Consider the following 26884-nt stretch of genomic DNA (forward strand, 5'->3'; position numbering starts at 1 on the left):
TCCTCAGAACAGGCCGAAAAGCTTCAGCCCGAAAATCAGGGTAAGCAGCAGGCTGACGACGAGCACGGCGATGGCAGACTTGCCGGAAGCCGGCTTGGACACGCCCACGTGTACATCGAGCAGCAGGAAGCGGATACCCGCGCAGAAATGATGCAGGTAACCCCAGATGAGGGCCAGCACGACCAGCTTGACGAACCCACCGGACATCAGGGCCGAAAACCTGGCGAAACTGATCTCGGAGGTGATGCTCTGCTCAAACAGGTACAGAACGAACGGAAGGAGGAGGAACATCAGCGCACCGCTCACGCGATGCAGGATGGATACCTTGCCGGCCCAGGGCAACCTGTATCGCGCGAGTTGCGCGACATGGATGTTCCGGAACTCCGGCCTGGCTTGTTTGACGGCTTCAGCCATGCGAGACCCCATTTGCGGTAAGAAAAGAACTGCAAAAGAACGAAACTGCCATTGCCCCGGTCGAATCCCGGTCACCGCGTCACGATGACCTGGATTCCCGCGCACCGCACCGGACATACCGGACCTGCCGGACATACCGGACTTAGCGCGCACCGACATGGGTACTGCGGATACCAGCGACATGCGCACCTGCGGTCGCCGGAACATTCATGCGCGGCAGTACTGCATACACAGGAATGCACTGGGGCAAATCCCCATGATTTTAGCGCCTTTGTTGCGCAGCGCACCAATAATTTTCAGCTATCACGCACCAACCCGGCGTGCGCGACAATCGCACGTTACGTGTTTTCGCACCAATACGGAACCGGCAATCCGGGCCGACGGGCCGATTCAACTCAGATCGTTCTGGTAATAATGTCGCGTGGTGACATAAAGCGCCCGCCGCACCTCGACCGGCCGGTCGCCGTAGGTGAAGGACACGCGCTCCACCGACAGCAGCGGCGAGCCGACCGCCACCGACAGCAGCCCGGCCGCGGTCTCGTCGGCCGCGACCGCGCGGATCTTCTCGGTGGCGCGGATCATGCGGGTGCCGAATTCCGCCTCGAAGAGCGCGTACATCGGCCCCTTCCACTCGGTCAGCTTTTCGGCCGTCAGGCCCTTGAAGCTCGCGCCCACCAGCCAGATCTCGTCGAGCACGGTGGCTTCGCCCGAGAACGTCAGCACGCGCCTGATCTGCACCACGCTGTCGCCGGTGCGCAGGTCGAGCAGCCGTGCGATTTCGGCCGGCGCGCGCAGCCGCTTGCATTCGAGCACCCGGCTCGCGCCGTAGTGCGGCTCCCCCTCGTCCGGCACCAGCCGCAGGAAGCGGAACTTGACCACATCCTCGTGATGGGTCGTGACGAAGGTCCCCTTGCCCTGCCGCCGCGCCACCAGGTTGTCGGCGGCCAGCTCGTCGATGGCCTTGCGGACCGTACCCTGGCTGACCTTGAAGCGCGACGCCAGCTCCATCTCGCTCGGGATCATCTCGCCCGGCTTCCATTCGCCGGACTGCAGGCTCTTCATGATGAGGGCCTTGATCTGCTGGTAGAGGGGGCTGAAGGTCGGGGAAGGCGTGGCCGCGGGCGCAGTCGCCGGCGCCGCGGACGATGGCGTGCCGGCACCGGACGGGGCACCGCCAGCGTCCGACGCTCCGTTGGCGGTCGCGGCGGCCAGGGTCGTGGGCAGGGTTGACATAGCCCGGATTTCACCACAAAAGCGAGAAACGCGTCCAGCGAACTATGAAATGTCTTATGTCTTATATAAGACATATCAATTGACAGCATCGTTCGGCGCGACCTACACTCGCGCAGCCCCGCGCCGCCGCAACCGCACGCGCACGTGGACGGAATCGTTTCCGCGCCGATCGCCGGACTATTTCCATCCCCGTGATCGGGTTGGATGCGACGCGCCACATAGCAGTAGTAGACTTACGGCTTGTCGGCGGATGGCCGCCCTGCCCCCTGGCGACACACCGTGGCGACACAGACTGCTCGCGGCAACGCGCTGGCGCGTTGCCGGACGGCTAACCCGGCTTTCCCGGCTCGGCTTGCCCGGCGCTGCTTACCTCAGCGCCCCGGCCGCCGGCTTTGCCGCCTGTTTTCCCTTTTCATCGTTTGGAGACTTTCTCATGGCTAAAGCCCCAATGCGCGTCGCAGTCACCGGCGCCGCTGGCCAGATCGGCTATTCCCTGCTGTTCCGCATCGCCAACGGCGACATGCTCGGCAAAGACCAGCCGGTCATCCTCCAACTGCTCGATCTCCCGCAAGCCCAGGCCGCCGTCAAGGGCGTGGTGATGGAACTGGAAGACTGCGCATTCCCGCTGCTGGCCGGCGTGGTGATCACCGACGATCCCAAGGTGGCATTCAAGGACGCCGACGTCGCCCTGCTGGTGGGTGCCCGTCCGCGTAGCAAGGGCATGGAGCGCAAGGACCTGCTCGAAGCCAACGCGCAGATCTTCACCGTGCAGGGCAAGGCCCTGGACGAAGTGGCCAGCCGCAACGTCAAGGTGCTGGTGGTGGGCAACCCGGCCAACACCAACGCCTACATCGCCATGAAGTCGGCGCCGAACCTGCCGCGCGAGAACTTCACCGCCATGCTGCGCCTGGACCACAACCGTGCCCTGTCGCAGATCGCCGCCAAGACCGGCAAGCCGGTGGCGGCCATCGAGAAGCTGTTCGTCTGGGGCAACCACAGCCCGACCATGTACGCCGACTACCGCTACGCCACCGTGGACGGCCAGAGCGTCAAGGACATGATCAACGACCAGGCCTGGAACAACGACGTGTTCCTGCCGACCGTCGGCAAGCGCGGCGCCGCCATCATCGAGGCGCGCGGCCTGTCGTCGGCAGCCTCGGCCGCCAACGCCGCCATCGACCACGTGCGCGACTGGGTGCTCGGCACCAACGGCAAGTGGGTCACGATGGGCATTCCGTCGAACGGCGACTACGGCATTCCGCAGGACGTGATGTTCGGCTTCCCGGTGACCACCGCCAACGGCAAGTACGAACTGGTCAAGGGCCTCGAGGTCGACGCCTACAGCCGGGAAAAGATCAACATCACGCTCAAGGAACTCGAAGAAGAGCGTGCCGGCGTGCAGCACCTGCTGGGCTGATCGGCAGCTGCCTCCGATGACTGACCGGGGCCCCGCATCGATTCACGAGTTTCACGAATCGGCGCGGGCCCCGGTTTTTTCATGGGCGCGGTTTGTTGCCAGATCGCACTGTTTTTTCCCCCATTCTTCAGACACCGAATAACGTGCATCCATCCGAGGTCTTGTTCCAGGGCGAAGCGATACCGGTCCAGTTGCCGGTATGCGATCACTATGCCGGCAGCGAAAAGCTCATGCGCAAGTCGCTGGCGCTGCAACAGGAGCTGGGTCCCGTGTTCGACATCACGTTCGACTGCGAAGACGGCGCCGCCGTCGGCCAGGAGCGCGAGCACGCGACGCTGTGCGCGCAGTTGATCAACAGTGCCGACAACGTTCATCATCGCGTGGGCGTACGGATCCACGATCCCGCCCATCCGTCGTGGCGCGAGGATATCGACGTGCTGGTCGCGGCCAGCGGCGCCCGGCTCGCCTACGTAGTGGTGCCCAAGGTCACCGACGTGGTCGAGGTGGCCCGCGTGACCGATCATGTCAATCATGTGGCGCGCGCCGCCGGTATTGCCAGGCATATCCCCATTCACGTCCTGATCGAGACCCACGCGGCACTCGAGCAGGTCTTCGACATCGCGGCACTGGTCCAGGTGGAGTGCCTGTCGTTCGGGCTGATGGATTTCGTATCGGCCCACCACGGCGCGATTCCCGGCGATGCCATGCGCTCGCCGCAGCAGTTCGAGCAGCCGCTGATCCGCCGCGCCATGCTTGAGATTGCCGCGGCGTGTCATCGCCACGGCAAGGTGCCGTCGCACAATGTGAGTACCGACGTGCAGGTGCCGCAGCGCGCGGGCGACGACGCCTTGCGCGCGCGCACGGAATTCGGCTACCTGCGCAAATGGAGCATCCACCCGGGTCAGATTGCGCCGATCGTCGCGGCGTTCCGGCCGAGCGATGCGGAGATCGGCGCGGCCAGTCAGATTTTGCTCGCGGCCCACGAAAATAACTGGGCACCGATCCGGCACGATGGCCAACTCCATGACCGCGCGAGCTATCGTTATTACTGGTCGTTGCTGCAGCGCGCGCATGCCACCGGCACGCCGTTGCCGGCCGCGGCGGCGGAGCTTTTCTTTGCATGAGCCGGGCGTGAACACGCTGCCGATGGGCGGTAAGGCACATGGCTTTGACGCATGTGACCCCGATGTGTGCAATTGTGTAACCAATCCATGATGTACTACGCCCGCATGGGCAAATCGTAGAGAATAGCGGCGGCAAGTTGTCGGACAATTCCGCCCCACCGCTAACCGTTCATCGACGCAGCGACCTACTATTTTGATATCCGAAAAGGAAACAGCAATGAAACACCTCGTGCTCGTCGCCTGCCTTGGCGCCATGACCCTGACCGCCGGCACGGCACTGGCTCAGGAACCCGCAAAGAAGCCGGCCGCCACCAAGAAGGCACCGGCCAAGAAGCACGCCGCCAAGAAGGCCACGCCCGTTGCCGAAACGCCCGTGCCGCCGAGCGGCGAAAAGTGGCAATGCGAGCTGGGCCATGCCATGTACATCTCCGGCAACATGCGCCGCGATGAAATCATCACGGTCAACTGGGAAGGCAAGGAATACCGCTTGCCGCGCCAGTCGACGGTGACCGGTGCCGACCGCTATTTCGATGCCCGCAGCGGCCTCGACCTCGTCGTGATCCCGAGCAAGGCGATGCTCTTCAACAAGAACATGGGCCAGCGCCTGGCCGACGAATGCCAGACCGCCGACATGCTGGCCGGCGGATCCGCCCCGACGCAGGCCGGCGCCCTGCGCGCACCGGTGACGACGCCGCTGCTGGCCAGCCCTTCGGCCGCCCCCGCACCCGCGGTGCAGCAGGCGGAAGCGCCGTCGCAGCAGCCGGCTACGGCGGCCCAGATCACGCCCAAGCAGTAAACGTATTCCAGAGGTAACCCCACGCGCGCGGCCTGGCGCCGCGCGTGCGGGGAATGTGCTGTCACGGTGCGTGCCTGGCGACCGGAATCCCTGCGCGCACCGGGGTCTGAAGAACAAGAAGCCCCAGAAGTCGAGTCCCGAGTCATCCTTCATTGGAGTCAGGCAATGCCCCACAATCTCAATAACACGCTGAAGTCATTCAAGATCGGCCGCAACGGCAGCGGCCAGTTCTACTCCCTGCCGCAGCTGGGCAAGGAACTGGGTGTCGCCATCGAGCGACTGCCCGTGTCGATCCGCCTGGTCCTGGAGTCGGTGCTGCGCAACTGCGACGGCAAGAAGGTGACCGAGGAACACGTGCGCCAGCTGGCCAACTGGAAGCCCAACGCCGAACGCGTGGATGAGATTCCGTTCGTGGTGGCACGGGTCGTATTGCAGGATTTCACCGGGGTGCCGCTGCTGGCGGACCTGGCGGCCATGCGCAACGTGGCCGAGAAGATGGGCAAGAACCCCAAGCAGATCGAGCCGCTGGTGCCGGTGGATCTGGTCGTCGACCACTCGGTGCAGATCGACCACTTCCGCGAGAAGAAGGCGCTCGACCTGAACATGCAGCTCGAATTCCAGCGCAACAACGAGCGCTACCAGTTCATGAAGTGGGGCATGCAGGCGTTCGACACGTTCGGCGTGGTGCAGCCCGGCTTCGGCATCGTGCACCAGGTCAATCTCGAATACCTCGCGCGCGGCGTGCACAAGAAGGGTGACGTCTACTATCCGGACACCCTGGTCGGCACCGACTCGCACACCACCATGATCAACGGCATCGGCGTGGTGGGCTGGGGCGTGGGCGGCATCGAGGCGGAGGCCGGCATGCTGGGCCAGCCGGTCTACTTCCTGACCCCGGACGTGGTGGGCGTGGAGCTCAAGGGCCGCCTGCGCGAAGGCGTGACCGCGACCGACCTGGTCCTGACCATTACCGAAATGCTGCGCCGCGAGAAGGTGGTGGGCAAGTTCGTTGAATTCTACGGCGAGGGTACCGCCAACATCGCCGTGCCCGACCGCGCCACCATCGGCAACATGGCGCCCGAATACGGCGCCACCATGGGCTTCTTCCCGGTCGACGAAAAGACCATCGACTACTTCAAGGGCACCGGCCGCACCGACGAGGAAATCGCCGCGTTCGAGGGCTACTTCCGGGCCCAGGAGATGTTCGGCGTGGCCCGCGCCGGCGATATCGACTACAGCGTGAACCTGTCGCTCGACCTCGGCACCGTGGCCCCGTCGCTGGCCGGCCCGAAGCGTCCGCAGGACCGTATCGAGATCGGCCACGTGAAGAGCACCTTCTCGTCGCTGTTCAGCAAGCCGGTGTCGGAGAACGGTTTCAACAAGAAGCCCGACGAGCTGACGCGCGAGTACACCACGTCGGACGGCGTCAAGGTGAAGAACGGCGACGTGCTGATCGCCGCCATTACCTCGTGCACCAACACCTCGAACCCGAGCGTGCTGCTGGCCGCCGGCCTGCTGGCCAAGAAGGCGGTGGAAGCCGGCCTGAACGTGGCCCCGCATATCAAGACCTCGCTCGCCCCGGGCAGCCGCGTGGTGACCGAGTACCTGACCAGGACCGGCCTGCTGCCGTACCTGGAAAAGCTCGGCTTTGGCGTGACGGCCTATGGCTGCACCACCTGCATCGGCAATGCCGGCGACCTGTCGGCGCCGCTCAACGAGGCCATCGTCAAGAACGACCTGGTGGCGGCCGCCGTGCTGTCGGGCAACCGCAACTTCGAGGCCCGCATCCACCCGAACATCCGCGCCAACTTCCTGGCCTCGCCGCCGCTGGTGGTGGCCTACGCCATCGCCGGCACCATGACGCGCGACCTGATGACCGAGCCGGTGGGCAAGGGCAAGGGCGGCAAGGACATCTGGCTGGGCGACATCTGGCCGACCTCGGAGGAAATCCACGCGCTGCTGAAGTTCGCGCTCGACGCCAAGGTCTTCAAGAACAACTACGACAAGGTCAAGGATCCGAGCCCGCTGTGGGCCAGGATCAAGGGCACGACCGGTCAGGTGTACGACTGGCCGACCTCGACCTATATCGCCGAGCCGCCGTTCTTCCAGGACTTCTCGCTCGAGCCCAAGGCCGCCAGCGCCAGCGTGCGCGGCGCGCGCGCCCTGGGCATCTTTGGCGACTCCGTGACCACCGACCACATCTCGCCGGCCGGTTCGATCAAGGACACCTCGCCCGCCGGCAAGTACCTGCTCTCGCACGGCGTGCTCAAGGCGGACTTCAACAGCTACGGCTCGCGCCGCGGCAACCATGAGGTGATGATGCGCGGCACCTTTGCCAACGTGCGCATCAAGAACCTGATGATCCCGCCCAAGGACGACGGCTCGCGCGTGGAAGGCGGCATTACGCTGCACCAGCCGACCGGCGAGGAAATGTCGATCTACGACGCCGCGATGAAGTACGTCACCGAAGGTACGCCGACGGTGGTGTTCGGTGGCGAGGAATACGGCACCGGCTCGTCGCGCGACTGGGCGGCCAAGGGTACCCAGCTGCTCGGCGTGAAGGCCGTGATCGCACGCAGCTTCGAGCGCATCCACCGCTCCAACCTGGTCGGCATGGGCGTGCTGCCGCTGCAGTTCAAGGGCAGCGACAGCGCGCAGTCGCTCGGCATCGTCGGTAACGAGACCTTCGACATCGAAGGTATCGAGGGCGAACTCAAGCCGCAGCAGGACGTGGTGCTTGTGATCCGCCGTGCCAACGGTGACGTGCAGCGCGTGCCGGTGCTGCTGCGCATCGATACGCCGATCGAGGTCGACTACTACAACCACGGCGGCATCCTGCCGTTCGTGCTGCGCCAGCTGCTGGCCGCGTAATCGACACCGGCATCGCGCGGCGCCGCCCTGGCGCCGCGCCGCCCCTCACCGTGCCGCCCGGCGCGGTGAACGGGCGGGCCGGGCACCCGGTCGCGCCCTCCCGCCTCCGTCAGGGATTTCCCCAAGCCGGCACGTAAGTTCCACGCAAGCCCGGACTGCCAGACTGCCTCCTGCCAACCTTACGATTTGCCAGGAGACAACATGGTCAAGATTCTCATCGCTTTTGTCGTCGTCGCGGGCGCCGCGCTCTATCTGCTCACCAAGGGTGGCAGCGACGTCTCCATCGCCGGCGAACAGCACGGTGTCGAAACGCACGCGCCCGCCGAGCAGAAATAGGACGCGCGGCTGACATAGCAGGGTATCGAATGGTGAGGACGGGTGCGGCGCGTGGCACCACCTCATGTTTTTGCCAAGGTAGCGAGTAGAATACCGTTTTACGAAAAAACAGACGGTTTCTACATATGGCAGGTTTTCGTCCCAAGGCTTCCCCCCGACTATCGCCCGATGCCGAGCGGCTCGTGGCCGACGCGCTGGCGCTTGACGCCTCGGGCAGCCGCATGGAGGACGGTTACTGGGAACGCCGTCTTTCGCAGCGCCTCGGCCGTCTGCTGAAGAACGGCAGCCAGACCGCACTCGACGCCGCGCTCGAACACCTGTTCAAGCACAACGCCGATGCCTCCGACGTGCTCGCCGAACAGGCCGAGACGCTGGCCGAATCGGCCACCATCGAGGTCGACGGCACGCGTTACGACGCGCTGCTGGTGGCGGCGCCGATTCTCGCCCACACGCGCTACGCGATTCCTTCCGGGACGCTGAAGCCAGAGCTCGCGCAGACGCTGTCGGTGCATCTCCAGGCACACGTGTTTGCCACCGGCACCAAGGTCGCGCTGTCGCCGTACCTGTACAGCATCGACCAGCTGCCGCGCACGCATAGCGATACCTTTGCGCTGACCCACAAGCTCGCGGCCGCCGCGCTGGCCGGCACGGTACCCAAGGTCGACCTGCGCGACCTGCCCGAGACCGCGCCGATCCTTGCCGATCCGCGTTACCTGCTGGCCGTGGTGGTGGCGCCGCACGAGGGCGCGCTGTTCCGCTGGCAGGAAGACGCCAAGGAACATCACGCCGAGCGCTCGGTCTGCCTCGAGCAGTGGCGCAGCCAGGTCCAGCCCTCGGTGGCGATGATGCTGCCGGGCTGCGAATTCGAGCTGCTGCTACCGGATGCGTTCTTCCTGTCGTGCCGCGAATCGGACAAGAGCATCCGGCCGCTGACCGTGCGCGCCGCCGTCAACTACCTGAGCGGCACGCTCGACATGCCGGCCGGCCAGCTGGCGGCGGTGGTGGCGTCGTTCGGTGAAGAGGTAGTCGAGGAATATCGCGTCGGCTTTACCATCCGCGGCGAGAAGGACGTGATCTATGGCATCGTCTGGCCCGTTTATGGCCGCGAGGCCGGCGAGGTGGATGCCGAGGAAAAGGGCAATCCGCTCGAGCAGATCTGCGAGGAACTGCGCAATGTGGGCGTGGAAGACATCTTCCGCCATGCTGCGCTGTTCGATCCCGAGTACTGCGAGGACTGCGGCACGCCGCTCTATGCGGACCGCTCCGGCGAGATCGTGCATGCGGAGCTGCCCGAGGATGCGCCGACGCAGCAGCCGCTGTTCCACTAAGCCGCCCCTCCCTTCTACCCTCTGTTACCTCTCCCCGCCCGCGGGAGAGGCGCATCCCCACTGGGCGCGGCTATCCGACGCGCTCGGCCCACCGGCTACTGACGCAACGCCATAGCGCATGGCCCGATGCCGCGTACTTGCGCTCGAACGGCGTCATCGCGACTTGCGGCTGCCACGCTTGCGTGGTGGCCGTGCGCCCCACCATCCCTAGCGCGGCGGCAAATTCGTCGATATAGATCTTCCAGTTGCTGCGGCATTCCAGATAGTCGCCGCACGCGGCCAACGCGGGGAACACCGCATGACCATGCCAGCGGCGCCCCAGGTGGCCGATCTTCGGCCATGGATTCGGGTACAGCACGTAATGGCGCGCCACCGGCACGCGCGCGGCCACGAGCAGGCGCCACACATCGACGAGGTCGGCGCGGGCCCAATGGAAGTTGGCGGGCATGGGCTCGTCCTGCCACCAGTCCTTGCCGGCCGCGAGGCGCTTTTCCGACTGATCGACGCCGATCACGAAATGATCGGGGAACGCGGTGGCGAGCCGCAGCGTGCTCTCGCCTACGCCGCAGCCGGCGTCGAGGATCAGCGGCGCGGCGCCCGCGCGCTGCCATGCGTCCAGCGCCGCGTCCATGGCCTGGCGGCTGACGTCGCCCACCGGCTTGCGGAATGAGGCCGCGGGATCGGATGCATCCAGGTGACGCGCCACGCGGGCGGCAAGCTGGTCGTGCATGCCGGTCTGGGCCGAGACAATGGTGCGGGAATTGGCGAACATGGGGCCGGATTCTACCGGCAGTGCACTCGCCACGATGTACATTTGGCGGCACAATGCCAGATCGATGACTTCAGGGAGCCTCCGATGCACACCCGCCACCTGCTCCGTCGCCGTTTCTCGCCCATCGCCTCCAATCCGGTACGTCGCGCACTGCTGCGCGGTGCGGCGGCCCTCGCGCTCGGCACGGTTGCCCTCGGCCTGGTGCCGGCTGGCGCCGCCAGTGCCGCCGACCTGCGCATCGGCCTGGCGGCCGACGTCACGTCGATGGACCCGCAATGGAACAACTCGGGTCCCAACAATGCCATCGCGCTGCATGTGTTCGAGTCGCTGGTGTTCCTGGACAAGAACGCGCGCTATATCCCAGGCCTGGCGCTGTCGTGGAAGCCGCTCAATCCCACCACATGGGAAATCAAGCTGCGCCCGAACGTGAAGTGGCATGACGGCTCCCCGTTCACGAGCGCCGACGTCAAGGCCTCGCTCGAACGGCCCGAAAAGCTCGTCAACAGTCCCGGTACCTTCACCAGCTATACCAAGCCGATCGCGCGCATCGACACGCCCGACGCGCTGACCGTGCGGCTGACCATGAACGTGCCGAACTACGCCAACCTGGCCAACGATCTGAACAGCGTGCCAATCATGCCGAAGGCGGTGGCGGCCACGCTGACGCAGGCCGAGTTCGATGCCGGCAAGCTGATGATCGGCACGGGCCCGTTCAAGTTCGTGCGCTTCGCGCGCGGGCAGGAAATCGTGATGACGCGTAACCCCGACTACTGGGGTCCCAAGCCGGACTGGGATCGCGTGACCTTCCGCATCCTCACCGACAATGGTGCACGCACCGCCGCGCTGCTTTCCGGCGATGTCGATGTGATCGAGAGCGTGCCGGCCGCCGATGTGCCGCGCCTCAAGCAGAACCCCAAGTACCGTATCGAGCAGCAGGTCTCGTGGCGCACCATCTTCTGGCAGATGGACCAGTCGCGCGACAACCCGCCGTTCGTCACCGACAAGGCGGGCAAGCCGCTCGGCAGGAATCCGTTCAAGGATCCGCGGGTACGCACGGCCATCAGCAAGGCGCTGAACCGCGATGCGATCGTGAGCCGCATCATGGAAGGGCTGGCGGTGCCGGCCTCGTCGATCGTCTCGCCGCAGATCTTCGGTCATCCCGGCACCAGGCCGGACGCCTACGATCCGGAGGGCGCCCGGAAGCTGCTGGCCGCGGCCGGTTATCCCGACGGCTTCGGGCTGACGCTGCATGCGACCAACAATCGCTATCTCAACGACCAGGCGGTGGCGCAGGCCACCGCGGCGATGCTGACGCGCATCGGTATCCAGACCAAGGTGGAAACGATGCCCGTGGCGGCGTATTTCTCGCGCGCGCGGCAGGGCGAATTCGCCTTCGAGATGCTGGGCTGGGGCTCGGCCGCGGCCGATGTGGCGTTGCGCTCGATTGTCGGCACGCCCAATCCGCAGACGGGCTATGGCACGTGGAACTGGGGCAAATACAGCAATCCGCAGCTCGACAGGCTGATCGAGAAATCGCTCGGCACCATTACCAGCGATCAGGCCCGCGAGGAGAATGCGCGCGCGGCCGCGAAGTTTGCGCTCGACGACCATGCCATCATCCCTTCGCACAGTCAGCTGGCGATGTGGGCGATGCGCAAGGGCATCAAGTACGAGGCGCGCACGGACGAGTGGTCGCTGGCGCAGTTTTTCCACAAGGAGTGAAACCGGGGCGGCGCCGCAGCGCCGCCCTGACCTGCCTGACTGAGCGCCTGACTGAGCGCCTGACTGGGCGCCTGACGGCGCGCCACCAGGGCGGGAGGATAAGCGCCCGCGTCAGATGACGAGGCGCGCTTCCTGCCGGGCGTTGGCAGCGCGCAGCTTCTTTACCCAATCCTTCGCCGGCAACCCGGTGGCCGCTTCCACCACCGCCGCGCGCGCCTCGAGCGTGTCCCATGACACATCGATACGCGGACCGTTGAAGGCCATGGCGATGATGTTGCCGTCGTGCACTTCCGGAAACACCAGCACGCGATTGTCGAAGGCATCGCAGATGCGCACGATGTTTTTCGGAAAGCTTTCGTGATCGCCGAACAGGTTGATCGTCATCACGCCGGGCGCCTTGAGCACACGTCGGCAGGCGCGGTAGAACGCGGTGGTATCGAGCACCGGGCCACGCGCGGTGGCGTCGTACAGGTCGACCTGCAATGCATCGACGGTCGCCGTGCTGGCGCCATCCATCACATAGTCCCACGCGTCCTGCTCGCGCACCGACAGGCGCGCATCGTCCTCGCGCAGGCCGAACATGCTGCGGCCGGCCACGATGACGGCGGGGTTCAGTTCCACTGCCGTCACGCGCGCGCGGGCGAAATTGCGGTGACAGAACTTGGTCAGCGCGGCCGCGCCCAGGCCCAGCTGCACCACGTGAAAGCCGTCCACCGACGGCGACTGGAACAGCAGCCACGCCATCATCTGCTGTGCGTATTCCAGCTCGATGGCATCGGGCTTGCGCAGGCGCATGGCGCCCTGCACCCACTCGGTGCCGAAATGCAGATAGCGCACGCCATCCATTTCGGAGAACGTCACCGGCGCAAAGCGCGGGGTCATGCGGGTTTCATTGTGGAAGTCGTGGCGTGCCGGGGTACGGCTGCCGCGTGCGGGGCGGCGCGAGGCCACCGCCTCGATCGATTTGCGTTTCAGAAGCGTCATATTGCTGAACAAGGCGCCAAGGGCGCGGGATATCACTGGCCGAGCGCCGCCTGCGCGCGCTGGAGCCATTCGCGATTGTGCTCGCGGGCATGACGCGGCCAGTGGCGCGCGTCGTGAACGATGTCGGCATATAGCGAACGGGCGCGTTCGCGATCGGCCGGGTCCGGCTGGCGCGTCAGCCAGTCGGCAAACAAACAACGCGCTGCGGCGTCGCTAGCGTAAGTCAGTGCTCGCTCGAAAGCGGTGCGCGTACCTTCCGCGCCGGTGGCCGCGAGCGCCTGGGCATAGAGCAGGGTCGGATCCGCCTGCTCGCGTGCCGGCGGGTGGGCGGCATACAGTTTTTCGATGGTGGTACGCGCCGCGGCGTGCTGGCCGTTGGCGACCTGCGCCTGCGCCAGGCCCTGCAGCAGCGCGGGATCGCTGGCGAAGGGGCCGCTCGCCGCGGCCTCGTAGTGCTGAAGCGCCTCGGGCGCCTGCCCGGCGTCGAGCAACGCGGCGCCCAGGCGCATGCGGTGGTCGACGGTCGGCGCGCGGTCGAACGCCTCGCGCGCCTCGCGCACGGCGCGGCCCGGATCGACGATCTGCTTGATGGCGCGGCCGGCGGCGCGTGCCCCGCGCGTCTGCCGCAGGCTCGGCAGATAGATGGCGAAGAAATAGACGATGCTGCCGAGTCCCGGAAAGATGAACAGCAGCAGCAGCCAATACATGTTCTGGTGAGTCCGCACCGCATGCACCGCGAAGAAAATCGCGACGATGACGTGCAGCCCGATGCCGAAATATGGAACTTGCATACCTAACCTGAAATTTCCTGGCCGGAAACGGACCATGGTCGCGATTGTGACAGAATGCGCGGCCCACCCTAAAGTTTTGGCGAAGCATGCCGTCAACCCGGACAGGCACTCCTCAGATTGGACCAGAACAATGTCTAGCCTCTCCGGTATTACGCCCCAGATCCTGACGCCGCGCGACACCATCGCCGCGCAGGCCACCCAGCAGCGGATCGCGGTGGCCGCGGAGGCGAATGCCTCCGCCAACGCCAGCGCCGCGGCGCAAGGCAACCCTGACACCACCACCGCCGCCAACGCCACCAATGGCGGCGCCACCGGCGCCAACCGTTCCGCCGCTGGCGGTTCGGTCGGCAACGGCCGCGACACGGTCAGCGGCCCCGATCTGCGCAGCCTCGGCGCGCAGTCGCAGGACGGCACCCAGGCCACGGACGGCAGCAGCGAATCGGTCGCGGTCAAGACCATCAAGGAGCAGATCGCGCAGATCCAGAAACAGCTGGCGGCGGTCATGCAGCAGATCCAGGCGGTGCAATCGGGCACCATGGACGAGCGCACCAAGGCCAATATGCTGGGCGGCCTGCAGGCCCAGGCGAACACGCTCCAGGGCGCGCTGCAACAGGCCATGGGCAAGCTGGCCGCGGCGATCAAGCAGGAAGGCACCAGCCCCACCGGCAATCTGGTCAACACCACGGCGTAAGTCGCCCTGCGCCGCCGAGCGCCGTCGGGCGCCGTCCGGTTCCGTCACGGAACCGGCATCACGGTAGCCTCAACTCTCGGTGACAAACGGCAACATGCCGATCTGCACGACAGAAAACATCTCCCGCTGGCGATAGAAACAAATTCTTCGCCGCTTGCTTCCGCTTTGCGCCGGGGACTCATATGCTGTCCCTGTCGGCAATCGCACCGCCACGCTGAGGTCGTCGCAATCCGTTGCGACGTTCTCAATGCGATCTCCCTTTCCGTCTTCCAAAGTTTCCGCGCCCCATTACCTTCCTTTCCTTTCCGACAGGAGGACTCGCCATGGGCAACCACGTCCTGAACGCAGAAGTGCTGTGCGATCACGCGACGCCGGAGAAGACATCCGCGTTCCGCATGCATATGGACCTCACCTTCCCGGTAGAAGACCTCGACAAGCTCCACGCCTTGCTGGACGACGATCGCTGGGAAGAATTCTCCGCCTACTTTTCGGCGCTTTATCCGCAGCACAGTCAGTTGATCGAGGCCTGGTGCGCGGGCAGTGCCGCACGTCGCGCCTCGGGGGCCTCGTTCGGACGACGTGACCGACATCGAGCCCTTGCGGCCTGATCACTGACGTTGCGTGACGTCGTCTGTCGCGACCCGACGTGGCCGGCCGTGGCGCATGCGCGCGCCATGACCGGCCGCGTCGTCCAACATACACTTACCCAATCCGTCGTGGTCCAGATGCCCGCCTACGTCACCCTGACCGTGCGCGCCGTCATGGTGACCGTGCTGTTCGAAGCGCTGGCGCCGGTGATGCCGATGATCGCGGACGATCTCGGCGTGACGCCAGCCGGCTTCCAGACGCTGGTCGCGGTCGCGCTGATGACCACCGCATTGGCGCTGCTGGGCGCGCCATGGCTGGTCGACAGTATCCGCCGCCTACGCACTGTCTCGCTGAGCGCGATCCTGGTCTGCCTGCTCGGGCTGGCCAGCACGCAGGCGCGGACCTATGCCGTTTATGCGGCCATCCTGCTGTGCATGTATGTCATCAACGCCCTCGGCTCGGCAGCCAACCGTGCGCTGTTGCGCGACTGTGTGCGGCACGGCGAGTACCGCCGCTTGTTCGCCTATAGCCAGGCGGCACTGGAAGCCGCCAGCATCGTCGCACCGCTGTTGGCCGCAATGATGGCGGCGGCATGGGGCTGGCGCGTGATGTTCGCGGTGCTGTGTCTGCCCCTGCTGGCGCTGCCGCCCTTGCTGAGGCACAGCCTGCGCGGGACAGTGGTGGCTGGACCTGTCCCGGCGCCCGGTCTGCCAACCATAACCCCGCCGACGAAAGCCCTGCCGGCACCAACGCTGCCGGCACCAACCCTGTCGGCGCGACAACTGGCGCAATGCCTGCGGGCAGTGCGGCATCCGTTGCTGCTGCTATGCGCCACGCAGGCCGGATTCAGCGCGCTGCTGGTGGCTGCCCCGTTCCTGCTGACGAGCCGGGGCGGCCTGTCGGTCATCACGGTCGGCATGGTGCTGGCGCTGCAGGCTGGTGTCGGTGTGCTGGGCTTTATCTGCATCGGCGCGCTTGCGCATCGCGTGGCCGAGCACCGCCTGATCTGGTGCGGACTGCTAGTGCAGGCGCTTGCGGCATTGGCGCTCTGGCTGCTTGCCAGCCTCGACCATTTGGCGTTACCACCGCTCATTGCCGCGCCACCGTCCGCCGCGGCGCTCTCCGCCGCATTGCTGTTCGCTTCACTGGCGATGGCGCAGCTTGGCTTCTGCCTGGTGGTGCCGGTCGCCAACGCGTGGGCCATGGACGTCGACACGGGATACCGTTCCGCGGTGGCCGGCACCATGCTCGGTTTGCAGGCGCTGGCGGGCGGGCTTGCCGCGTGCCTGGCAGGGCTGCGCTACGATGGTTCGGCAATGTCAGTGGCAGTCGTCTGCACGAGCGCGGTCATCGCGTCGATGGTGACATCGATCCTGGCGTTGCGGCAGATGCCGCGACTCAGCCAACCACCCGCTTGAAGGTCCACGCCGGCGTATGCAGCCGCAGCGTCGCCGGGTCGCCACACCGCTCCCGCAGGAACGCCAGCACCGAATCGAGCCGGCGCCAGCGGCGCATCTGGCCGCGCACGGTGCTCAGGCCATAGCACCGCCCGGCAATCGTCAGCATGACCACCCAATGGCGGTCCGGCTCATGACAAACGTCGATGTCGTACTCGCACATCAGCAGCGCCGTCAGCCGATGCAGCTCGGCCAGCGTAATCAGCGTGCCGGATGGCGAGGCGACGATGGAAGGAGGCGGCCCGGTCAGCATCGCGAACCTCCGGCGCAAGGCCGTAGATGGGATGCGCCCAACGATCCAACAATCGACTGCGACGGTCTTTGATGTAGATCAGTTTGCGATTGAAGCGGCAGGGATTGCTATGACGCGGATGCGGTTGCGGATGCGGTTGCGGTTGAGACCGCGCCCCGCTCAAGCCAGCCACTCGCGCAATTGCTGCCACGCCTGCAGCTTGTCGGCATAGCGCAGGGTATAGGCCGGACTGCTCGACGGCAGCCGGATGATGCGATGGCGATCCCCGTGCTCGGTCAGCGCCTTGAGACCGATGCGCTCCGCGGTGCCGCCATTGAACGCGATCGCCTCCAGCTTCGGCAGCGAGGCAATCAGTCCCGGCAGATCGTTACCGGCGTGGTCGCGGATATTGCTGTCGAGGCTGCCGTGCCGCGTGGCCTCGGCCACCACGTCCCATAAGCCGATACGGTGCGCAAGCAAGGTCTGCAGGCGCGTGGCGTACGCCATGCCGACCAGGTCCCGGCCGATGAGGTCGCCCACCAGACGCCAGAACTGGTTCTGCTTGTGCGCGTAATACTGGCTCTGCGCGAGCGACGCCTCTCCCGGCAGGCTGCCGAGGATCAGCACGCGGGTGTCGGCGTCAGTGACGGGAGGAAAGCAGCGCTTGAGCGTCATGCAGGCTGTGCGCATGCCCGTTGCCAGGCGCGCCCCCGCCCGCACCTGCGGCGATGAGAGCGGGGGAGCGCCTTGGCAGCCGGTATCCGCAACGTCGGTCCGTCAGTCCGTCAGTCCGTCAATCAGGCCAGCAGCCGGTTGACGCGCTGCACGTACGCGGCCGGATCGTCGAGCATGCCGCCTTCAGCCAGCAGGGCCTGGTCGAACAGCACGCGCACGCGATCGTTGAACGCATCGCCTTCGGGCACGTCGCGCAGCTTCCTGACCAGCGCATGATCCGGGTTCAGTTCCAGGATCGGCTGCGCTTCCGGGGCCTTCTGGCCGGCCTGTTTGAGCAGGCGTTGCAGATAGCCACTCATGTCGCCGTCGTCCGACACCAGGCACGACGCCGATTCGGTCAGGCGCAGCGTCACGCGTACGTCCTTGGCCTTGCCTTCGAGCACGGTCCTGGCACGTTCGACCACGTCCTTCCATTCGGTTTCGGCCTTTTCCTGCTCGGCCTTTTCCGCCTCGTCGGCCAGGTTGCCGAGGTCGAGGTCGCCGCGCGCCACGGACACGAGTTCCTTGCCGTCGAATTCGCGCAGGAACGAGAGCATCCATTCGTCGACGCGCTCGGTCAGCAGCAGGACCTCGATCCCCTTCTTGCGGAACACTTCCAGATGCGGACTCGACTTGGCCGCGGCCCACGTATCGGCGGTCACGTAGTAGATCTTGTCCTGCCCTTCCTTCATGCGGCCCACGTACGCCGCGAGCGAGACGGTCTGCTCGGCGGTGTCCTGGTGCGTCGAGGCAAAGCGCAGCAGCCTGGCGATGCGCTCGGCATTGGCATGGTCCTCGCCCGTGCCTTCCTTGAGCACCTGGCCGAACTGTTCCCAGAACGTCGCGTACTTGGCGCGTTCGGCTTCGTCCTCGCTGTCGGCCAGCGCCTCCAGCATCGACAGCACGCGCTTGGTGCAGCCTTCGCGGATGGCCTTGACGTCGCGGCTCTCCTGCAGCAGTTCGCGCGAGACGTTGAGCGGCAGGTCGGCGGAGTCGACCACGCCCTTGACGAAGCGCAGGTATGCCGGCAGCAGCTGGTCCGCATCGTCCATGATGAAGACGCGCTTGACGTACAGCTTGAGCCCGGCCTTGTGGTTGCGATCCCACAGGTCGAACGGCGCGCGGGCCGGGATATACAGCAGCTGCGTGTATTCGCTGCGGCCTTCCACGCGGTTGTGCGTCCACGTCAGCGGCGCCTGGTTGTCATGCGCGATGTGCTGGTAGAACGCCTCGTACTGCTCGTCGGTGATATCGCCCTTGGCGCGCGTCCACAGCGCGCTGGCCTGGTTCACGCTTTCCCACTCGCCGGTGGCCTTGTGCTGGCTGGCTTCCGCGTCCCACTCTTCCTTGGGCATGCGGATCGGCAGCGAGATATGGTCCGAGTACTTCTGGATGATGTGGCGCAGGCGGTAAGACGAGAGGAAGTCGTCCTCGCCTTCGCGCAGGTGCAGCGTGATGGCGGTGCCGCGCTCGGCGCGGTTGATCTCGTCCACCGTGAATTCGCCGTCGCCGGTGCTTTCCCAGCGCACCGCCTCGGCGGCGGACAGTCCGGCGCGGCGGGTCTCGACCGTGACCTTGTCGGCCACGATAAACGCCGAATAGAAGCCCACGCCAAACTGGCCGATCAGCGCAGCGTCCTTCTGCTGGTCGCCCGACAGCTGCTGGAAGAATTCGCGGGTACCCGAGCGGGCGATGGTGCCGAGGTTGCGGATGGCCTCGTCGCGGCTCATGCCGATGCCGTTGTCGGTGATCTTCAGCGTGCGCGCGGCGGCGTCGGCCTCGATGCGGATTGCCAGGTCGGCGTCGTTCTCGAGCAGGGCCGGATTGGCAATTGCCTCGAAGCGCAGCTTGTCGGTGGCGTCGGAAGCATTCGATACCAGCTCGCGCAGGAAGATTTCCTTGTTGCTGTACAGCGAGTGGATCATCAGGTGCAGCAGCTGCTTCACTTCCGCCTGGAAGCTCATCGTCTCGTGTGGCGCGTGCGGGGCGGTCATGGTTCTCCTCTTGAAAACGAAAACGGACGGAATTCGGAAAGTGCCCCCGCCATGCACATGCGGCGGGGGGTCGATGTGCGGTGAAATAAGGCCGCCGGGGCCGCTTTTCAAGGCCCGCCGCGCAAACCCGGCACCGCGTCGGGCCGGGCTGCCCCGGGGATGACCCCGGGGCGCCCCGCCATGCGGGCGCCGGGTCAGGTGCGGCGCTCCAACTGGTCGGCCAGGAAGCGCAGCATGCCGGGATCGCTACTGCTGGCGGCGTTGAAGCGCATCCAGCCGGACGGCAGCTGCGACGGCGAGAACAGGCTGCCCGGTGCGAACAGGTAACCCTTTTCCAGGCCGGCGGCGGCGATGGCGTTGGTATCGCGCCCGGTATCGGCCCACAGATACATGCCCGCCGACTGGCCCGGGAACAGGCGCAGGCCCAGGTCCTCCAGCGCGCGGCGGGTTTCTTCGCGGGCCCGGTCCAGCCGGTTGCGCACGCGCTCCACGTGCTTGCGGTAGTGACCTTCGGTCAGCACCTTGTACAGCACCCGCTCGTTGATTTCCGGGGTGGCCATGCCGGTCAGCAGCTTGCTGTCGGTCAGCGTCACGGCAAGGTCCGGGCTGGCGGCGATAAAGCCGACGCGCAGGTTGGCGGCCAGCGTCTTGGAAAAACTGCCGAGGTAGACCACCCGCCGCAACTGGTCGAGGCTGGCCAGCCGCGTGGCGGCATGCCCGGGCGGGCACAGGTCGCAATAGATATCGTCCTCGACGATCAGGAAGTCGTACTGCTCGGCCAGTTGCAGCAGACGGAATGCCCGCGCGGCGGACAGCGAGGTGCCGGTGGGGTTGTGCAGCACCGAATTCACCACGAACAACCTGGGGCGATGGGCCTGCACGATACGCTCCAGCGCTTCCAGGTCCGGCCCGTCGGCCGTGTACGGCACGCCGATGACCTGCGCGCCCTGCGCGGCAAAGCGCGCGAACATGACGAACCAGGCCGGATCTCCTACCAGCACCGTGTCCCCCGGCTGCAGGAACTGGCGCGCGATCAGGTCGAAGGCCTGCGTGATGCCCGACGTCATGACGATCTGCTCGGGCGTGACACCGATTTCCAGTTCTTCCAGCCGCGTCCGCAGTTGCTGGCGCAACGGCAGGAAGCCCTGCGGCGTGCCGCTGGCGAGGAAATGGTTGCCGGGCTGGCGGCCGAGCCCGCGCAGCGCGCTGCCCAGCAGTTCGCCATCGAGCCAGTCGTTGGGCAGGAAGCCCCAGCCCGGCGACTTGTGCGGCTCGGCCGAGTGGAACATGCTGCGCAGCAGCCAGGTCACGTCGATCGAGCGGCTGCCCTGCCCGGCCGGCGTGGCGGCAATCGAGGCCGGCGCCGGCTGGCCGGCGCGCTCGCGCACGTAAAAGCCCGAGCCGCGCCGCGATTCGAGATAGCCGAGCGCGACCAGCCGCTCGTAGGCTTCCACGACCGTAAAACGCGAAATGCCCTTTTCCTGGGCGAGTTGCCGGATCGACGGCATGCGCATGCCGGCGCGGAACACGCGCTCGTCGATGCGCAGGCGCGCCCATTCGGTGAGCTGCTCGACCAGCGTCATCTGGGCCGATGGCACCGGGTCCGGCAGCCGCTCGGTGCTGCCTTGCGGCAGCACCAGCCGCAGTGCGCGCGCGCCGCCCGCCTGCGCGCCGTCCCCCTCCCTACCGTTACCGCCCGCTTTGCCACTATCCTTGCGGTCCTGGCTGCCTTCCATGTGGTGCTCCCGCAACTGTACAGAATACGATCCGCAGAACTGTACCGGTACTGTACCGACAACCTTGACTACCATCAACCCACGATGAAACTTGCCCTGGACCACCTCGTGATCGCCGCGCCGGACCTCGATACCGGCGCCGAATTCGTTGCCGCCACGCTTGGGGTCGCACCGTCCGGCGGTGGCGCGCATGCGCGCATGGGCAGCCACAACCGCGTGCTGGGCCTGTTCGGCGGCACCTATCTGGAAGTCATCGCCATCGATCCGGCCGGCACCCCGGCGCGGCCGCGCTGGTTCGGGCTCGACAGCGATGTGGTCCAGCAACGCCTGCGCGACGGTCCGTTCCTGCTGCACTGGGCCGCGCGCGTCGAGCGGCCGGCCGATCTGTCGCGCTGGCAGGCCCAGTATCCGGACCGCCTCGCGCCGGCCATTCCGATGTCGCGCGGCGACCTGCACTGGCGCCTGACCGTGCCCGACGACGGCAGCCTGCCGGCCTGGCGCGGCGAGGCGGCCACGGCCGGCGACGGCCTCTTTCCCACCCTGATCCAGTGGGACGTGCCCAACCACCCCGGCGTCAGCCTGCCGCGCCAGGACCTGGCGCTGCGTCGGCTGCATGGCAGTCATCCGCACGCGGAACTGCTGCGTCAGGGCCTGGCATGGCTCGGCGCGGAACACCTCATCGCGCTGGAACAAACCGATGGCGTGCCGCTGCTGTGGGCCGAGATCGAAACCCCCGACGGCGTCAAGACGCTGCGGTAGACCTAACACCAGACCAGAGAACAGGAGCCCCCCGATGTCCGCCACCACCTACAAGCGCTTCGACGACGACGCCTATCTCGACCATTGCGAGGCGACCGTCGTGGCGGTCGGCGAGGCCGGCATCGAGCTCGACCAGACCGTCTGCTACGCACGCAGCGGCGGCCAGGCCGGCGACACGGGCACGCTGACGCTGGCTGACGGCCGGGCCATCGCCCTGGTCGATACGGTGTATGCCGACGACCGTACGCGCATCCTTCATGTACCGGCGCCGGACGCCGCCCTGCCGGCGGTGGGCGACCAGGTGACGGTCGCCATCGACTGGGCGCGCCGCCACCGGCTGATGCGCCTGCATACCTGCCTGCACCTGCTGGGCTCGCTGATTCCGGTGCCGGTCACCGGCTGCGGCATCTCGCCGGACTCGGCGCGCATCGACTTCGACCTGCCCGAAGCGACGCTCGACAAGGCCGACCTGACCACGCGCCTCAATGCGCTGATCAACGCCGATACCGAGATCCGTATCGACCGCATCACGCCCGAAGCGCTGGCCGCGCAGCCGGACCTGGTGCGCACCATCGGCGCGGCACCGCCGGCAGGCACGGCGACCATCCGCATCATCGAGATCCCGGGCGTCGACCGCCAGCCGTGCGGTGGCACCCATGTGGCCAACACGCGCGAGATCGGCGCGATCGTGGTCACCAAGATCGAGAAGAAGAGCCGCACCAACCGGCGCGTGGTCGTCAATTTCGCCTGAGCCCGAGATGGATAACAGCTGGCTTGCCGGCCTGCCCGCCGAGCAGTTTCTCGCGCTGGTCACCCTGATGCTGTTCGGCACCTTTACGCCGGGTCCCAACACGACCATCGCCGCCGTCACCGGTGCCAACTTCGGCCTGCGCGCCACGCTGCCGCATAGCGTGGGCGTGTCGATCGGCTTTGCCAGCATCGTCGCGCTATGTGCGGCCGGCGTGGGTGCGCTCGTCCTGGCCAGCCCGTGGCTGGCGGCGCTGATCCATATTGCCGGCGTGCTCTACCTGCTGTGGCTGGCGATACGGATTGCACGCAGCACGGCCCTGACCGACAAGCAGGTGCTCCGGCCGATGACGGTCTGGCAATCGGTGGTGCTGCAATACGCCAATATCAAGGCGTGGATGCTCGCGCTCGCGGTAGCGGCCTCGTACATGGCGGGCGCGGCCGCGCCCGTGCAACGCGCGGCACTCGTAAGCGTGGTGTTCGCGACCTTCGGCTTTGTGAGCAACGGCTTCTACGGCATGCTCGGCGCCTCGCTGCGGCAGTGGCTGTCGCATGGCCGCCGCGTGCTGTGGTTCAACCGGGGCATGGGGCTCGCACTGGGCCTGACGGCGCTGTGGATCGCGCTGGGCGCGCGGCCCGGCGGGCACTGAGGAGACCGCGACCATGGCACACGATACCCACCCGACCCGGCCCGCGCCTCCCGGCGACCCTGCCGCTCCTGCCGCGGGCACCGGTCCGGTCCAGATGGCAAGCGCGGCACCCGTGGCGACCGGTGGCGGCATGCTGCTCGGCCTGATCGGCGTGGCGATCTTCAGCCAGACCCTGCCGTTCACGCGCATGGCCGTGGCGGAACTCGATGCGCTTTTCGTGGCGCTCGGCCGCGCGGTGATCGCCGCCGTCCTGGCGCTCGCGCTGCTGTCCCTGCGGGGCGCCCTCGTCCCGGCGCGACGCCCGCATGGCCGCCAATGGCTGCGTCTCACCGTGACCGCGCTGGGCGTGGTGGCGGGCTTTCCGGTGTTCTCGTCGCTGGCCATGCGTGAAGTGCCGGCGGGCCATGGTGCCATCGTCATCGGCCTGCTGCCGCTCGCCACCGCGGTGTTTGCGGCGTGGTTCGGCCACGAGCGCCCGTCCGTCGCCTTCTGGCTGTCGGCACTGGCCGGCAGTGCGCTGGTGGTCGGCTTTGCGCTGTGGCAAGGCGCGGGCGGGCTGCAGCATGCGGACTGGTATCTGTTTGCGGCGGTGGTACTCGGCGCACTGGGCTATGCGGAGGGCGGCAAGCTGTCGCGCGAGCTCGGCGGCCTGGAAACGATCAGCTGGGCGCTGGTGGTGTCGCTGCCGGTGCTCGTTCCGGTGGTGGCGTGGATGGCGCTGGGGCAGGCCGCCGCGATTGCCGCCGCCTCGCCACGCGCATGGCTCGGCATGGCCTACGTTTCCGTCTTCTCGATGTTCGTCGGGTTCCTGTTCTGGTATGCCGGACTGGCAAAAGGCGGCGTGGCGCGCGTGGGACAGATACAATTGCTGCAACCGTTCCTTACGCTGGCGGGCGGAGCCCTGATCCTGGCCGAGCCGCTCGATGCCGCGACCGTCGCTTTCGCCGTGGCCGTGATCGCCGTGGTGGCGCTTGGCCGGCGTGCCGCCGTAGGTGGCACCCCGGGCGCCACCGGCAACCTTGCCAAGGCCGGCAAGGCCGCGCCCGCCAATCCGATTGTTCCAGGACCCCTTCATTGACAGGAGAATGCATGTCCGTCTACGACACCCTCGCCCGCCTCGGCGTTGAACTGCCCACCGCCGGTGCGCCGGCCGCCGCCTATGTCATGGCCGCGCAGACCGGCAACACGGTCTTCCTCTCGGGCCATATCGCCAGGAAAGACGGCAAGCCCTGGGTCGGCAAGCTCGGCAAGGACGTCGACACCGAAACCGGCAAGGCCGCCGCGCGTGCGATCGCCGTCGACCTGCTGGCCACGCTGCACGCCCACCTGGGCGACCTGAACCGCGTCACGCGCATCGTCAAGGTCATGAGCCTGGTCAACTCCACGCTTGAATTTACCGAACAGCATCTGGTGACCAACGGCTGCTCGGAGTTCCTGGTGGAAGTCTTCGGCGACAAGGGCAAGCATGCCCGCAGCGCGTTCGGTGTCGCGCAGATTCCGCTCGGCGCCTGCGTTGAAATCGAAATGACGGTCGAAGTGAAGTAACGATCGAAGTAACGATCGAGCGAAGCAACAAGTCGTCCCCCACGATTCCCCCAAGACAAGCAGAGACACATCATGAAATGGGCCATCTCCCGCCGGGCACAGCAACTCACGAGCTCGGCCATCCGCGAAATCCTGAAGGTCACCGAGCGTCCGGAAGTCATCTCGTTCGCCGGCGGCCTGCCCTCGCCGGCCTCGTTTCCGGTAGCGGCAATGGAAGCGGCGGTGGCCCGCGTATTCGCCGATAACCCGCAGGCCGCGCTGCAGTACGCCTCCACCGAGGGCTATCTGCCGCTGCGGGAATTCGTGGCCAGGCGCTATCACGTAGGCGTGGAGCGTGTGCTGATCACGACCGGCTCGCAACAGGCGCTCGACCTGATCGCGAAGGTGATGATCGATCCGGGCAGCCCGGTGCTGGTGGAGACGCCGAGTTACCTGGGCGCGCTACAGGCGTTCTCGCTGTTCGAGCCGGAGTTCGTCTCGGTGCCGAGCGACGAGCGCGGCCTGCTGCCGGACGCGCTGACGCCGGAGCTGACCGCCGGCGCGCGCTTCCTGTACGCGCTGCCCAACTTCCAGAACCCCACTGGCCGCCGCCTGCCGCTGGACCGCCGCGAGGCACTGGTGGCGCGCGCCAAGGCGCTGGGCCTGCTGCTGGTGGAGGACGATCCGTACGGCGAGCTCAGCTATACGGGCGACCAGCTGCCCACGCTGCTGTCGATGAACCCGGACGGCGTGATCTACATGGGCTCGTTCTCGAAGATCCTGGCGCCCGGGCTGCGCCTGGGGTTTGTCATCGCGCCGCCGGAGCTGCATTTCAAGCTTTGCCAGGCCAAGCAGGCGTCCGACCTGCATACACCGAGCTTTACGCAGCGCCTGGCCTACGAGACCGTGCGCGACGGCCTGCTGGAGCGCCATATCCCGACCATCCGCGCGCTCTATGGCAAGCAATGCGAGGTGATGCTCGACGCGCTGTCGCGCCATATGCCGCAAGGCGTGACCTGGAACCGTCCGGAAGGCGGCATGTTCATCTGGGTGGAACTGCCCGAGGGGCTCGACAGCATGACGCTGCTCGAGGAAGCCGTGCGCCGCAACGTGGCGTATGTGCCGGGCGCGCCGTTCTATGCCGGCGCGCCGCGCAAGAACACGCTGCGCCTGGCCTTTGTCACGGTGCCGCCGGAACGCATCGAGCAGGGTGTGGCGATCCTCGGCGACCTGTTCCGCACGGCCATTGCGCAAGCGGCCCCGCACGCACGGGCGGCCTGAGCGATGGAAGAGCACGAGCAGGGCCACGGCATGCTGCGCATCTGGGGACGGCTGTCGTCCATCAATGTGCAGAAGGTGGTGTGGTGCGCGCGTGAACTGCACCTCGACCACGAACGCATCGATATCGGCAATACCCGGGGAGAGCTCGACACCGAGGCTTACGTCCGGCTCAACCCGAATCGCATGATTCCCGTGATCGAGGATTTCCGCGGCACCGACGTGGGCGGCGATCCGTTCGTGCTGTGGGAGTCGAACGCGATCGTGCGCTACCTGTGCGCCCGCTATGGCGAGGGCACGCTGTGGCCGTCGGACGTAAAGGCGCGCGCGTCCGCCGACCGCTGGATGGACTGGCAGACCACCGCATTCAGCCCTGCCATGGTCGGCGCGTTCCTCAACACGGTGCGTGCGCCGGCCGATGCCCGCGATGCCGCCGCCGTCGCGGCCTCGTGCGCGCGCACCGAGCCGCTCGCGGCGATGCTCGATGCCGCGTTGCAGGACAAGCCGTTTATCGGCGGCGACCGCTTTACCATGGCCGACATCCCGCTGGCCTGCGCCGCCCATCGCTGGATGGGCATACCCGTTGCCCACGAGCCACGCCCACATCTGGAAAGATGGCTGGCCGCCATGCGGGCCCGACCCGCGGCGAGTGGCATTCTGGAACTCCCCTTGCGGTAACCGGAACGGTGGCGGCGGCGCCCTGGTGCGCCGTCGTCGCCCGGTTGA

Annotated in this window: 26 protein-coding genes; 17 read left to right on the forward strand and 9 right to left on the reverse strand. The window is 66.6% G+C overall.

Annotated elements, in window-relative coordinates; genetic code table 11:
* Positions 1-3: 3 nt before the first annotated feature.
* Together sdhC and DFLDMN_RS07335 are read right to left on the reverse strand one after the other, a co-directional pair.
* A complete protein-coding gene (sdhC, locus tag DFLDMN_RS07330) occupies positions 4-414 on the reverse strand; it encodes a succinate dehydrogenase, cytochrome b556 subunit (RefSeq protein ID WP_423198350.1) in 411 nt (136 codons plus the stop codon).
* 390 nt (positions 415-804) lie between these two features.
* Positions 805-1647, reverse strand: a complete 843-nt coding sequence (locus tag DFLDMN_RS07335; RefSeq protein WP_423197803.1) for a GntR family transcriptional regulator — start codon at positions 1645-1647, stop codon at positions 805-807.
* A gap of 433 nt (positions 1648-2080) precedes the next feature.
* Here DFLDMN_RS07335 and DFLDMN_RS07340 point away from each other — a divergent pair, with 433 nt between their 5' ends.
* From DFLDMN_RS07340 to DFLDMN_RS07365, 6 genes are all read left to right on the forward strand, one after another.
* On the forward strand, positions 2081-3064 hold the full coding sequence (locus DFLDMN_RS07340; RefSeq protein WP_423197804.1) for a malate dehydrogenase: 984 nt from the start codon (positions 2081-2083) through the stop codon (positions 3062-3064).
* Positions 3065-3207: 143 nt separating this feature from the next.
* A complete protein-coding gene (locus DFLDMN_RS07345) occupies positions 3208-4188 on the forward strand; it encodes an HpcH/HpaI aldolase/citrate lyase family protein (RefSeq protein WP_423197805.1) in 981 nt (326 codons plus the stop codon).
* 217 nt (positions 4189-4405) lie between these two features.
* Positions 4406-4984 carry a hypothetical protein gene (locus DFLDMN_RS07350; protein ID WP_423197806.1) on the forward strand — a complete coding sequence of 193 codons (579 nt, stop codon included), beginning with the start codon at positions 4406-4408 and terminating at the stop codon, positions 4982-4984.
* A 165-nt stretch (positions 4985-5149) separates the two neighbouring features.
* The gene (gene acnA / locus DFLDMN_RS07355) at positions 5150-7855 is read left to right on the forward strand and encodes an aconitate hydratase AcnA (RefSeq protein WP_423197807.1); all 2706 of its coding nucleotides are present in this window, start codon (positions 5150-5152) and stop codon (positions 7853-7855) included.
* A gap of 201 nt (positions 7856-8056) precedes the next feature.
* Positions 8057-8191: a hypothetical protein gene (locus DFLDMN_RS07360; protein WP_423197808.1), complete on the forward strand. Its 135-nt coding sequence runs from the start codon at positions 8057-8059 to the stop codon at positions 8189-8191.
* 125 nt (positions 8192-8316) lie between these two features.
* Positions 8317-9519, forward strand: coding sequence for a DUF2863 family protein (locus DFLDMN_RS07365; RefSeq protein WP_423197809.1), 1203 nt, complete (start codon positions 8317-8319; stop codon positions 9517-9519).
* A gap of 70 nt (positions 9520-9589) precedes the next feature.
* Here the strand turns inward: DFLDMN_RS07365 and trmB are convergent, their stop codons facing one another.
* Positions 9590-10291 (reverse strand): tRNA (guanine(46)-N(7))-methyltransferase TrmB, encoded by a 702-nt coding sequence (gene trmB, locus DFLDMN_RS07370; RefSeq protein ID WP_423197810.1) that lies wholly within the window; start codon positions 10289-10291, stop codon positions 9590-9592.
* A gap of 84 nt (positions 10292-10375) precedes the next feature.
* On the opposite strand from trmB, the gene DFLDMN_RS07375 reads away from it, so the two are divergent.
* Positions 10376-12013 carry an ABC transporter substrate-binding protein gene (locus DFLDMN_RS07375; protein WP_423197811.1) on the forward strand — a complete coding sequence of 546 codons (1638 nt, stop codon included), beginning with the start codon at positions 10376-10378 and terminating at the stop codon, positions 12011-12013.
* 111 nt (positions 12014-12124) lie between these two features.
* Here the strand turns inward: DFLDMN_RS07375 and DFLDMN_RS07380 are convergent, their stop codons facing one another.
* Positions 12125-12997, reverse strand: coding sequence for a spermidine synthase (locus DFLDMN_RS07380; RefSeq protein WP_423197812.1), 873 nt, complete (start codon positions 12995-12997; stop codon positions 12125-12127).
* 32 nt (positions 12998-13029) lie between these two features.
* Positions 13030-13788, reverse strand: a complete 759-nt coding sequence (locus DFLDMN_RS07385) for a tetratricopeptide repeat protein (protein WP_423197813.1) — start codon at positions 13786-13788, stop codon at positions 13030-13032.
* 130 nt (positions 13789-13918) lie between these two features.
* Here DFLDMN_RS07385 and DFLDMN_RS07390 point away from each other — a divergent pair, with 130 nt between their 5' ends.
* From DFLDMN_RS07390 to DFLDMN_RS07400, 3 genes are all read left to right on the forward strand, one after another.
* Positions 13919-14479, forward strand: coding sequence for a hypothetical protein (locus tag DFLDMN_RS07390; RefSeq protein ID WP_423197814.1), 561 nt, complete (start codon positions 13919-13921; stop codon positions 14477-14479).
* A gap of 323 nt (positions 14480-14802) precedes the next feature.
* Positions 14803-15087 carry a hypothetical protein gene (locus DFLDMN_RS07395; RefSeq protein ID WP_423197815.1) on the forward strand — a complete coding sequence of 95 codons (285 nt, stop codon included), beginning with the start codon at positions 14803-14805 and terminating at the stop codon, positions 15085-15087.
* A 117-nt stretch (positions 15088-15204) separates the two neighbouring features.
* Positions 15205-16485: an MFS transporter gene (locus DFLDMN_RS07400; protein WP_423197816.1), complete on the forward strand. Its 1281-nt coding sequence runs from the start codon at positions 15205-15207 to the stop codon at positions 16483-16485.
* Here DFLDMN_RS07400 and DFLDMN_RS07405 read toward each other — a convergent pair.
* From DFLDMN_RS07405 to DFLDMN_RS07420, 4 genes are all read right to left on the reverse strand, one after another.
* Positions 16466-16777, reverse strand: coding sequence for a hypothetical protein (locus DFLDMN_RS07405; protein ID WP_423197817.1), 312 nt, complete (start codon positions 16775-16777; stop codon positions 16466-16468). The two genes, DFLDMN_RS07400 and DFLDMN_RS07405, sit on opposite strands and share 20 nt — an antisense overlap.
* Before the next feature lie 159 nt (positions 16778-16936).
* Positions 16937-17431 carry a DNA-deoxyinosine glycosylase gene (locus tag DFLDMN_RS07410; RefSeq protein ID WP_423198351.1) on the reverse strand — a complete coding sequence of 165 codons (495 nt, stop codon included), beginning with the start codon at positions 17429-17431 and terminating at the stop codon, positions 16937-16939.
* 122 nt (positions 17432-17553) lie between these two features.
* Positions 17554-19464, reverse strand: coding sequence for a molecular chaperone HtpG (gene htpG / locus DFLDMN_RS07415; RefSeq protein WP_423197818.1), 1911 nt, complete (start codon positions 19462-19464; stop codon positions 17554-17556).
* 194 nt (positions 19465-19658) lie between these two features.
* Positions 19659-21200 carry a PLP-dependent aminotransferase family protein gene (locus tag DFLDMN_RS07420; RefSeq protein ID WP_423197819.1) on the reverse strand — a complete coding sequence of 514 codons (1542 nt, stop codon included), beginning with the start codon at positions 21198-21200 and terminating at the stop codon, positions 19659-19661.
* Between the two features lie 84 nt (positions 21201-21284).
* Here DFLDMN_RS07420 and DFLDMN_RS07425 point away from each other — a divergent pair, with 84 nt between their 5' ends.
* The 7 genes from DFLDMN_RS07425 to DFLDMN_RS07455 all read left to right on the forward strand — a co-directional run bounded on the left by DFLDMN_RS07425 (position 21285) and on the right by DFLDMN_RS07455 (position 26836).
* The gene (locus tag DFLDMN_RS07425) at positions 21285-21959 is read left to right on the forward strand and encodes a VOC family protein (RefSeq protein WP_423197820.1); all 675 of its coding nucleotides are present in this window, start codon (positions 21285-21287) and stop codon (positions 21957-21959) included.
* 34 nt (positions 21960-21993) lie between these two features.
* Positions 21994-22710 (forward strand): alanyl-tRNA editing protein, encoded by a 717-nt coding sequence (locus DFLDMN_RS07430; protein WP_423197821.1) that lies wholly within the window; start codon positions 21994-21996, stop codon positions 22708-22710.
* Positions 22711-22717: 7 nt separating this feature from the next.
* A complete protein-coding gene (locus DFLDMN_RS07435; protein ID WP_423197822.1) occupies positions 22718-23356 on the forward strand; it encodes a LysE family translocator in 639 nt (212 codons plus the stop codon).
* A gap of 94 nt (positions 23357-23450) precedes the next feature.
* Positions 23451-24434 carry a DMT family transporter gene (locus tag DFLDMN_RS07440; protein ID WP_423198352.1) on the forward strand — a complete coding sequence of 328 codons (984 nt, stop codon included), beginning with the start codon at positions 23451-23453 and terminating at the stop codon, positions 24432-24434.
* Between the two features lie 11 nt (positions 24435-24445).
* A complete protein-coding gene (locus DFLDMN_RS07445; protein ID WP_423197823.1) occupies positions 24446-24901 on the forward strand; it encodes a RidA family protein in 456 nt (151 codons plus the stop codon).
* A gap of 72 nt (positions 24902-24973) precedes the next feature.
* Positions 24974-26161 carry a PLP-dependent aminotransferase family protein gene (locus tag DFLDMN_RS07450; protein WP_423197824.1) on the forward strand — a complete coding sequence of 396 codons (1188 nt, stop codon included), beginning with the start codon at positions 24974-24976 and terminating at the stop codon, positions 26159-26161.
* Positions 26162-26191: 30 nt separating this feature from the next.
* On the forward strand, positions 26192-26836 hold the full coding sequence (locus DFLDMN_RS07455; RefSeq protein ID WP_423198353.1) for a glutathione S-transferase family protein: 645 nt from the start codon (positions 26192-26194) through the stop codon (positions 26834-26836).
* The last annotated feature ends 48 nt before the right edge of the window (positions 26837-26884 follow it).

This window comes from Cupriavidus sp. H19C3 (assembly GCF_049393815.1).
Lineage (GTDB): Bacteria > Pseudomonadota > Gammaproteobacteria > Burkholderiales > Burkholderiaceae > Cupriavidus.

Coding starts and splice junctions, on each gene's coding strand:
- DFLDMN_RS07395 (WP_423197815.1), top strand. CDS start 14,803: ATGGGCAACCACGTCCTGAACGCAGAAGTGCTGTGCGATCACGCGACG.
- DFLDMN_RS07340 (WP_423197804.1), top strand. CDS start 2,081: ATGGCTAAAGCCCCAATGCGCGTCGCAGTCACCGGCGCCGCTGGCCAG.
- acnA (WP_423197807.1), top strand. CDS start 5,150: ATGCCCCACAATCTCAATAACACGCTGAAGTCATTCAAGATCGGCCGC.
- DFLDMN_RS07375 (WP_423197811.1), top strand. CDS start 10,376: ATGCACACCCGCCACCTGCTCCGTCGCCGTTTCTCGCCCATCGCCTCC.
- htpG (WP_423197818.1), bottom strand. CDS start 19,464: ATGACCGCCCCGCACGCGCCACACGAGACGATGAGCTTCCAGGCGGAA.
- DFLDMN_RS07445 (WP_423197823.1), top strand. CDS start 24,446: ATGTCCGTCTACGACACCCTCGCCCGCCTCGGCGTTGAACTGCCCACC.
- DFLDMN_RS07360 (WP_423197808.1), top strand. CDS start 8,057: ATGGTCAAGATTCTCATCGCTTTTGTCGTCGTCGCGGGCGCCGCGCTC.
- DFLDMN_RS07440 (WP_423198352.1), top strand. CDS start 23,451: ATGGCAAGCGCGGCACCCGTGGCGACCGGTGGCGGCATGCTGCTCGGC.
- DFLDMN_RS07350 (WP_423197806.1), top strand. CDS start 4,406: ATGAAACACCTCGTGCTCGTCGCCTGCCTTGGCGCCATGACCCTGACC.
- trmB (WP_423197810.1), bottom strand. CDS start 10,291: ATGTTCGCCAATTCCCGCACCATTGTCTCGGCCCAGACCGGCATGCAC.
- DFLDMN_RS07335 (WP_423197803.1), bottom strand. CDS start 1,647: ATGTCAACCCTGCCCACGACCCTGGCCGCCGCGACCGCCAACGGAGCG.
- DFLDMN_RS07380 (WP_423197812.1), bottom strand. CDS start 12,997: ATGACGCTTCTGAAACGCAAATCGATCGAGGCGGTGGCCTCGCGCCGC.
- DFLDMN_RS07455 (WP_423198353.1), top strand. CDS start 26,192: ATGCTGCGCATCTGGGGACGGCTGTCGTCCATCAATGTGCAGAAGGTG.
- DFLDMN_RS07400 (WP_423197816.1), top strand. CDS start 15,205: ATGCCCGCCTACGTCACCCTGACCGTGCGCGCCGTCATGGTGACCGTG.
- DFLDMN_RS07365 (WP_423197809.1), top strand. CDS start 8,317: ATGGCAGGTTTTCGTCCCAAGGCTTCCCCCCGACTATCGCCCGATGCC.
- DFLDMN_RS07385 (WP_423197813.1), bottom strand. CDS start 13,788: ATGCAAGTTCCATATTTCGGCATCGGGCTGCACGTCATCGTCGCGATT.
- DFLDMN_RS07450 (WP_423197824.1), top strand. CDS start 24,974: ATGAAATGGGCCATCTCCCGCCGGGCACAGCAACTCACGAGCTCGGCC.
- DFLDMN_RS07435 (WP_423197822.1), top strand. CDS start 22,718: ATGGATAACAGCTGGCTTGCCGGCCTGCCCGCCGAGCAGTTTCTCGCG.
- sdhC (WP_423198350.1), bottom strand. CDS start 414: ATGGCTGAAGCCGTCAAACAAGCCAGGCCGGAGTTCCGGAACATCCAT.
- DFLDMN_RS07420 (WP_423197819.1), bottom strand. CDS start 21,200: ATGGAAGGCAGCCAGGACCGCAAGGATAGTGGCAAAGCGGGCGGTAAC.
- DFLDMN_RS07410 (WP_423198351.1), bottom strand. CDS start 17,431: ATGACGCTCAAGCGCTGCTTTCCTCCCGTCACTGACGCCGACACCCGC.
- DFLDMN_RS07405 (WP_423197817.1), bottom strand. CDS start 16,777: ATGCTGACCGGGCCGCCTCCTTCCATCGTCGCCTCGCCATCCGGCACG.
- DFLDMN_RS07425 (WP_423197820.1), top strand. CDS start 21,285: ATGAAACTTGCCCTGGACCACCTCGTGATCGCCGCGCCGGACCTCGAT.
- DFLDMN_RS07430 (WP_423197821.1), top strand. CDS start 21,994: ATGTCCGCCACCACCTACAAGCGCTTCGACGACGACGCCTATCTCGAC.
- DFLDMN_RS07390 (WP_423197814.1), top strand. CDS start 13,919: ATGTCTAGCCTCTCCGGTATTACGCCCCAGATCCTGACGCCGCGCGAC.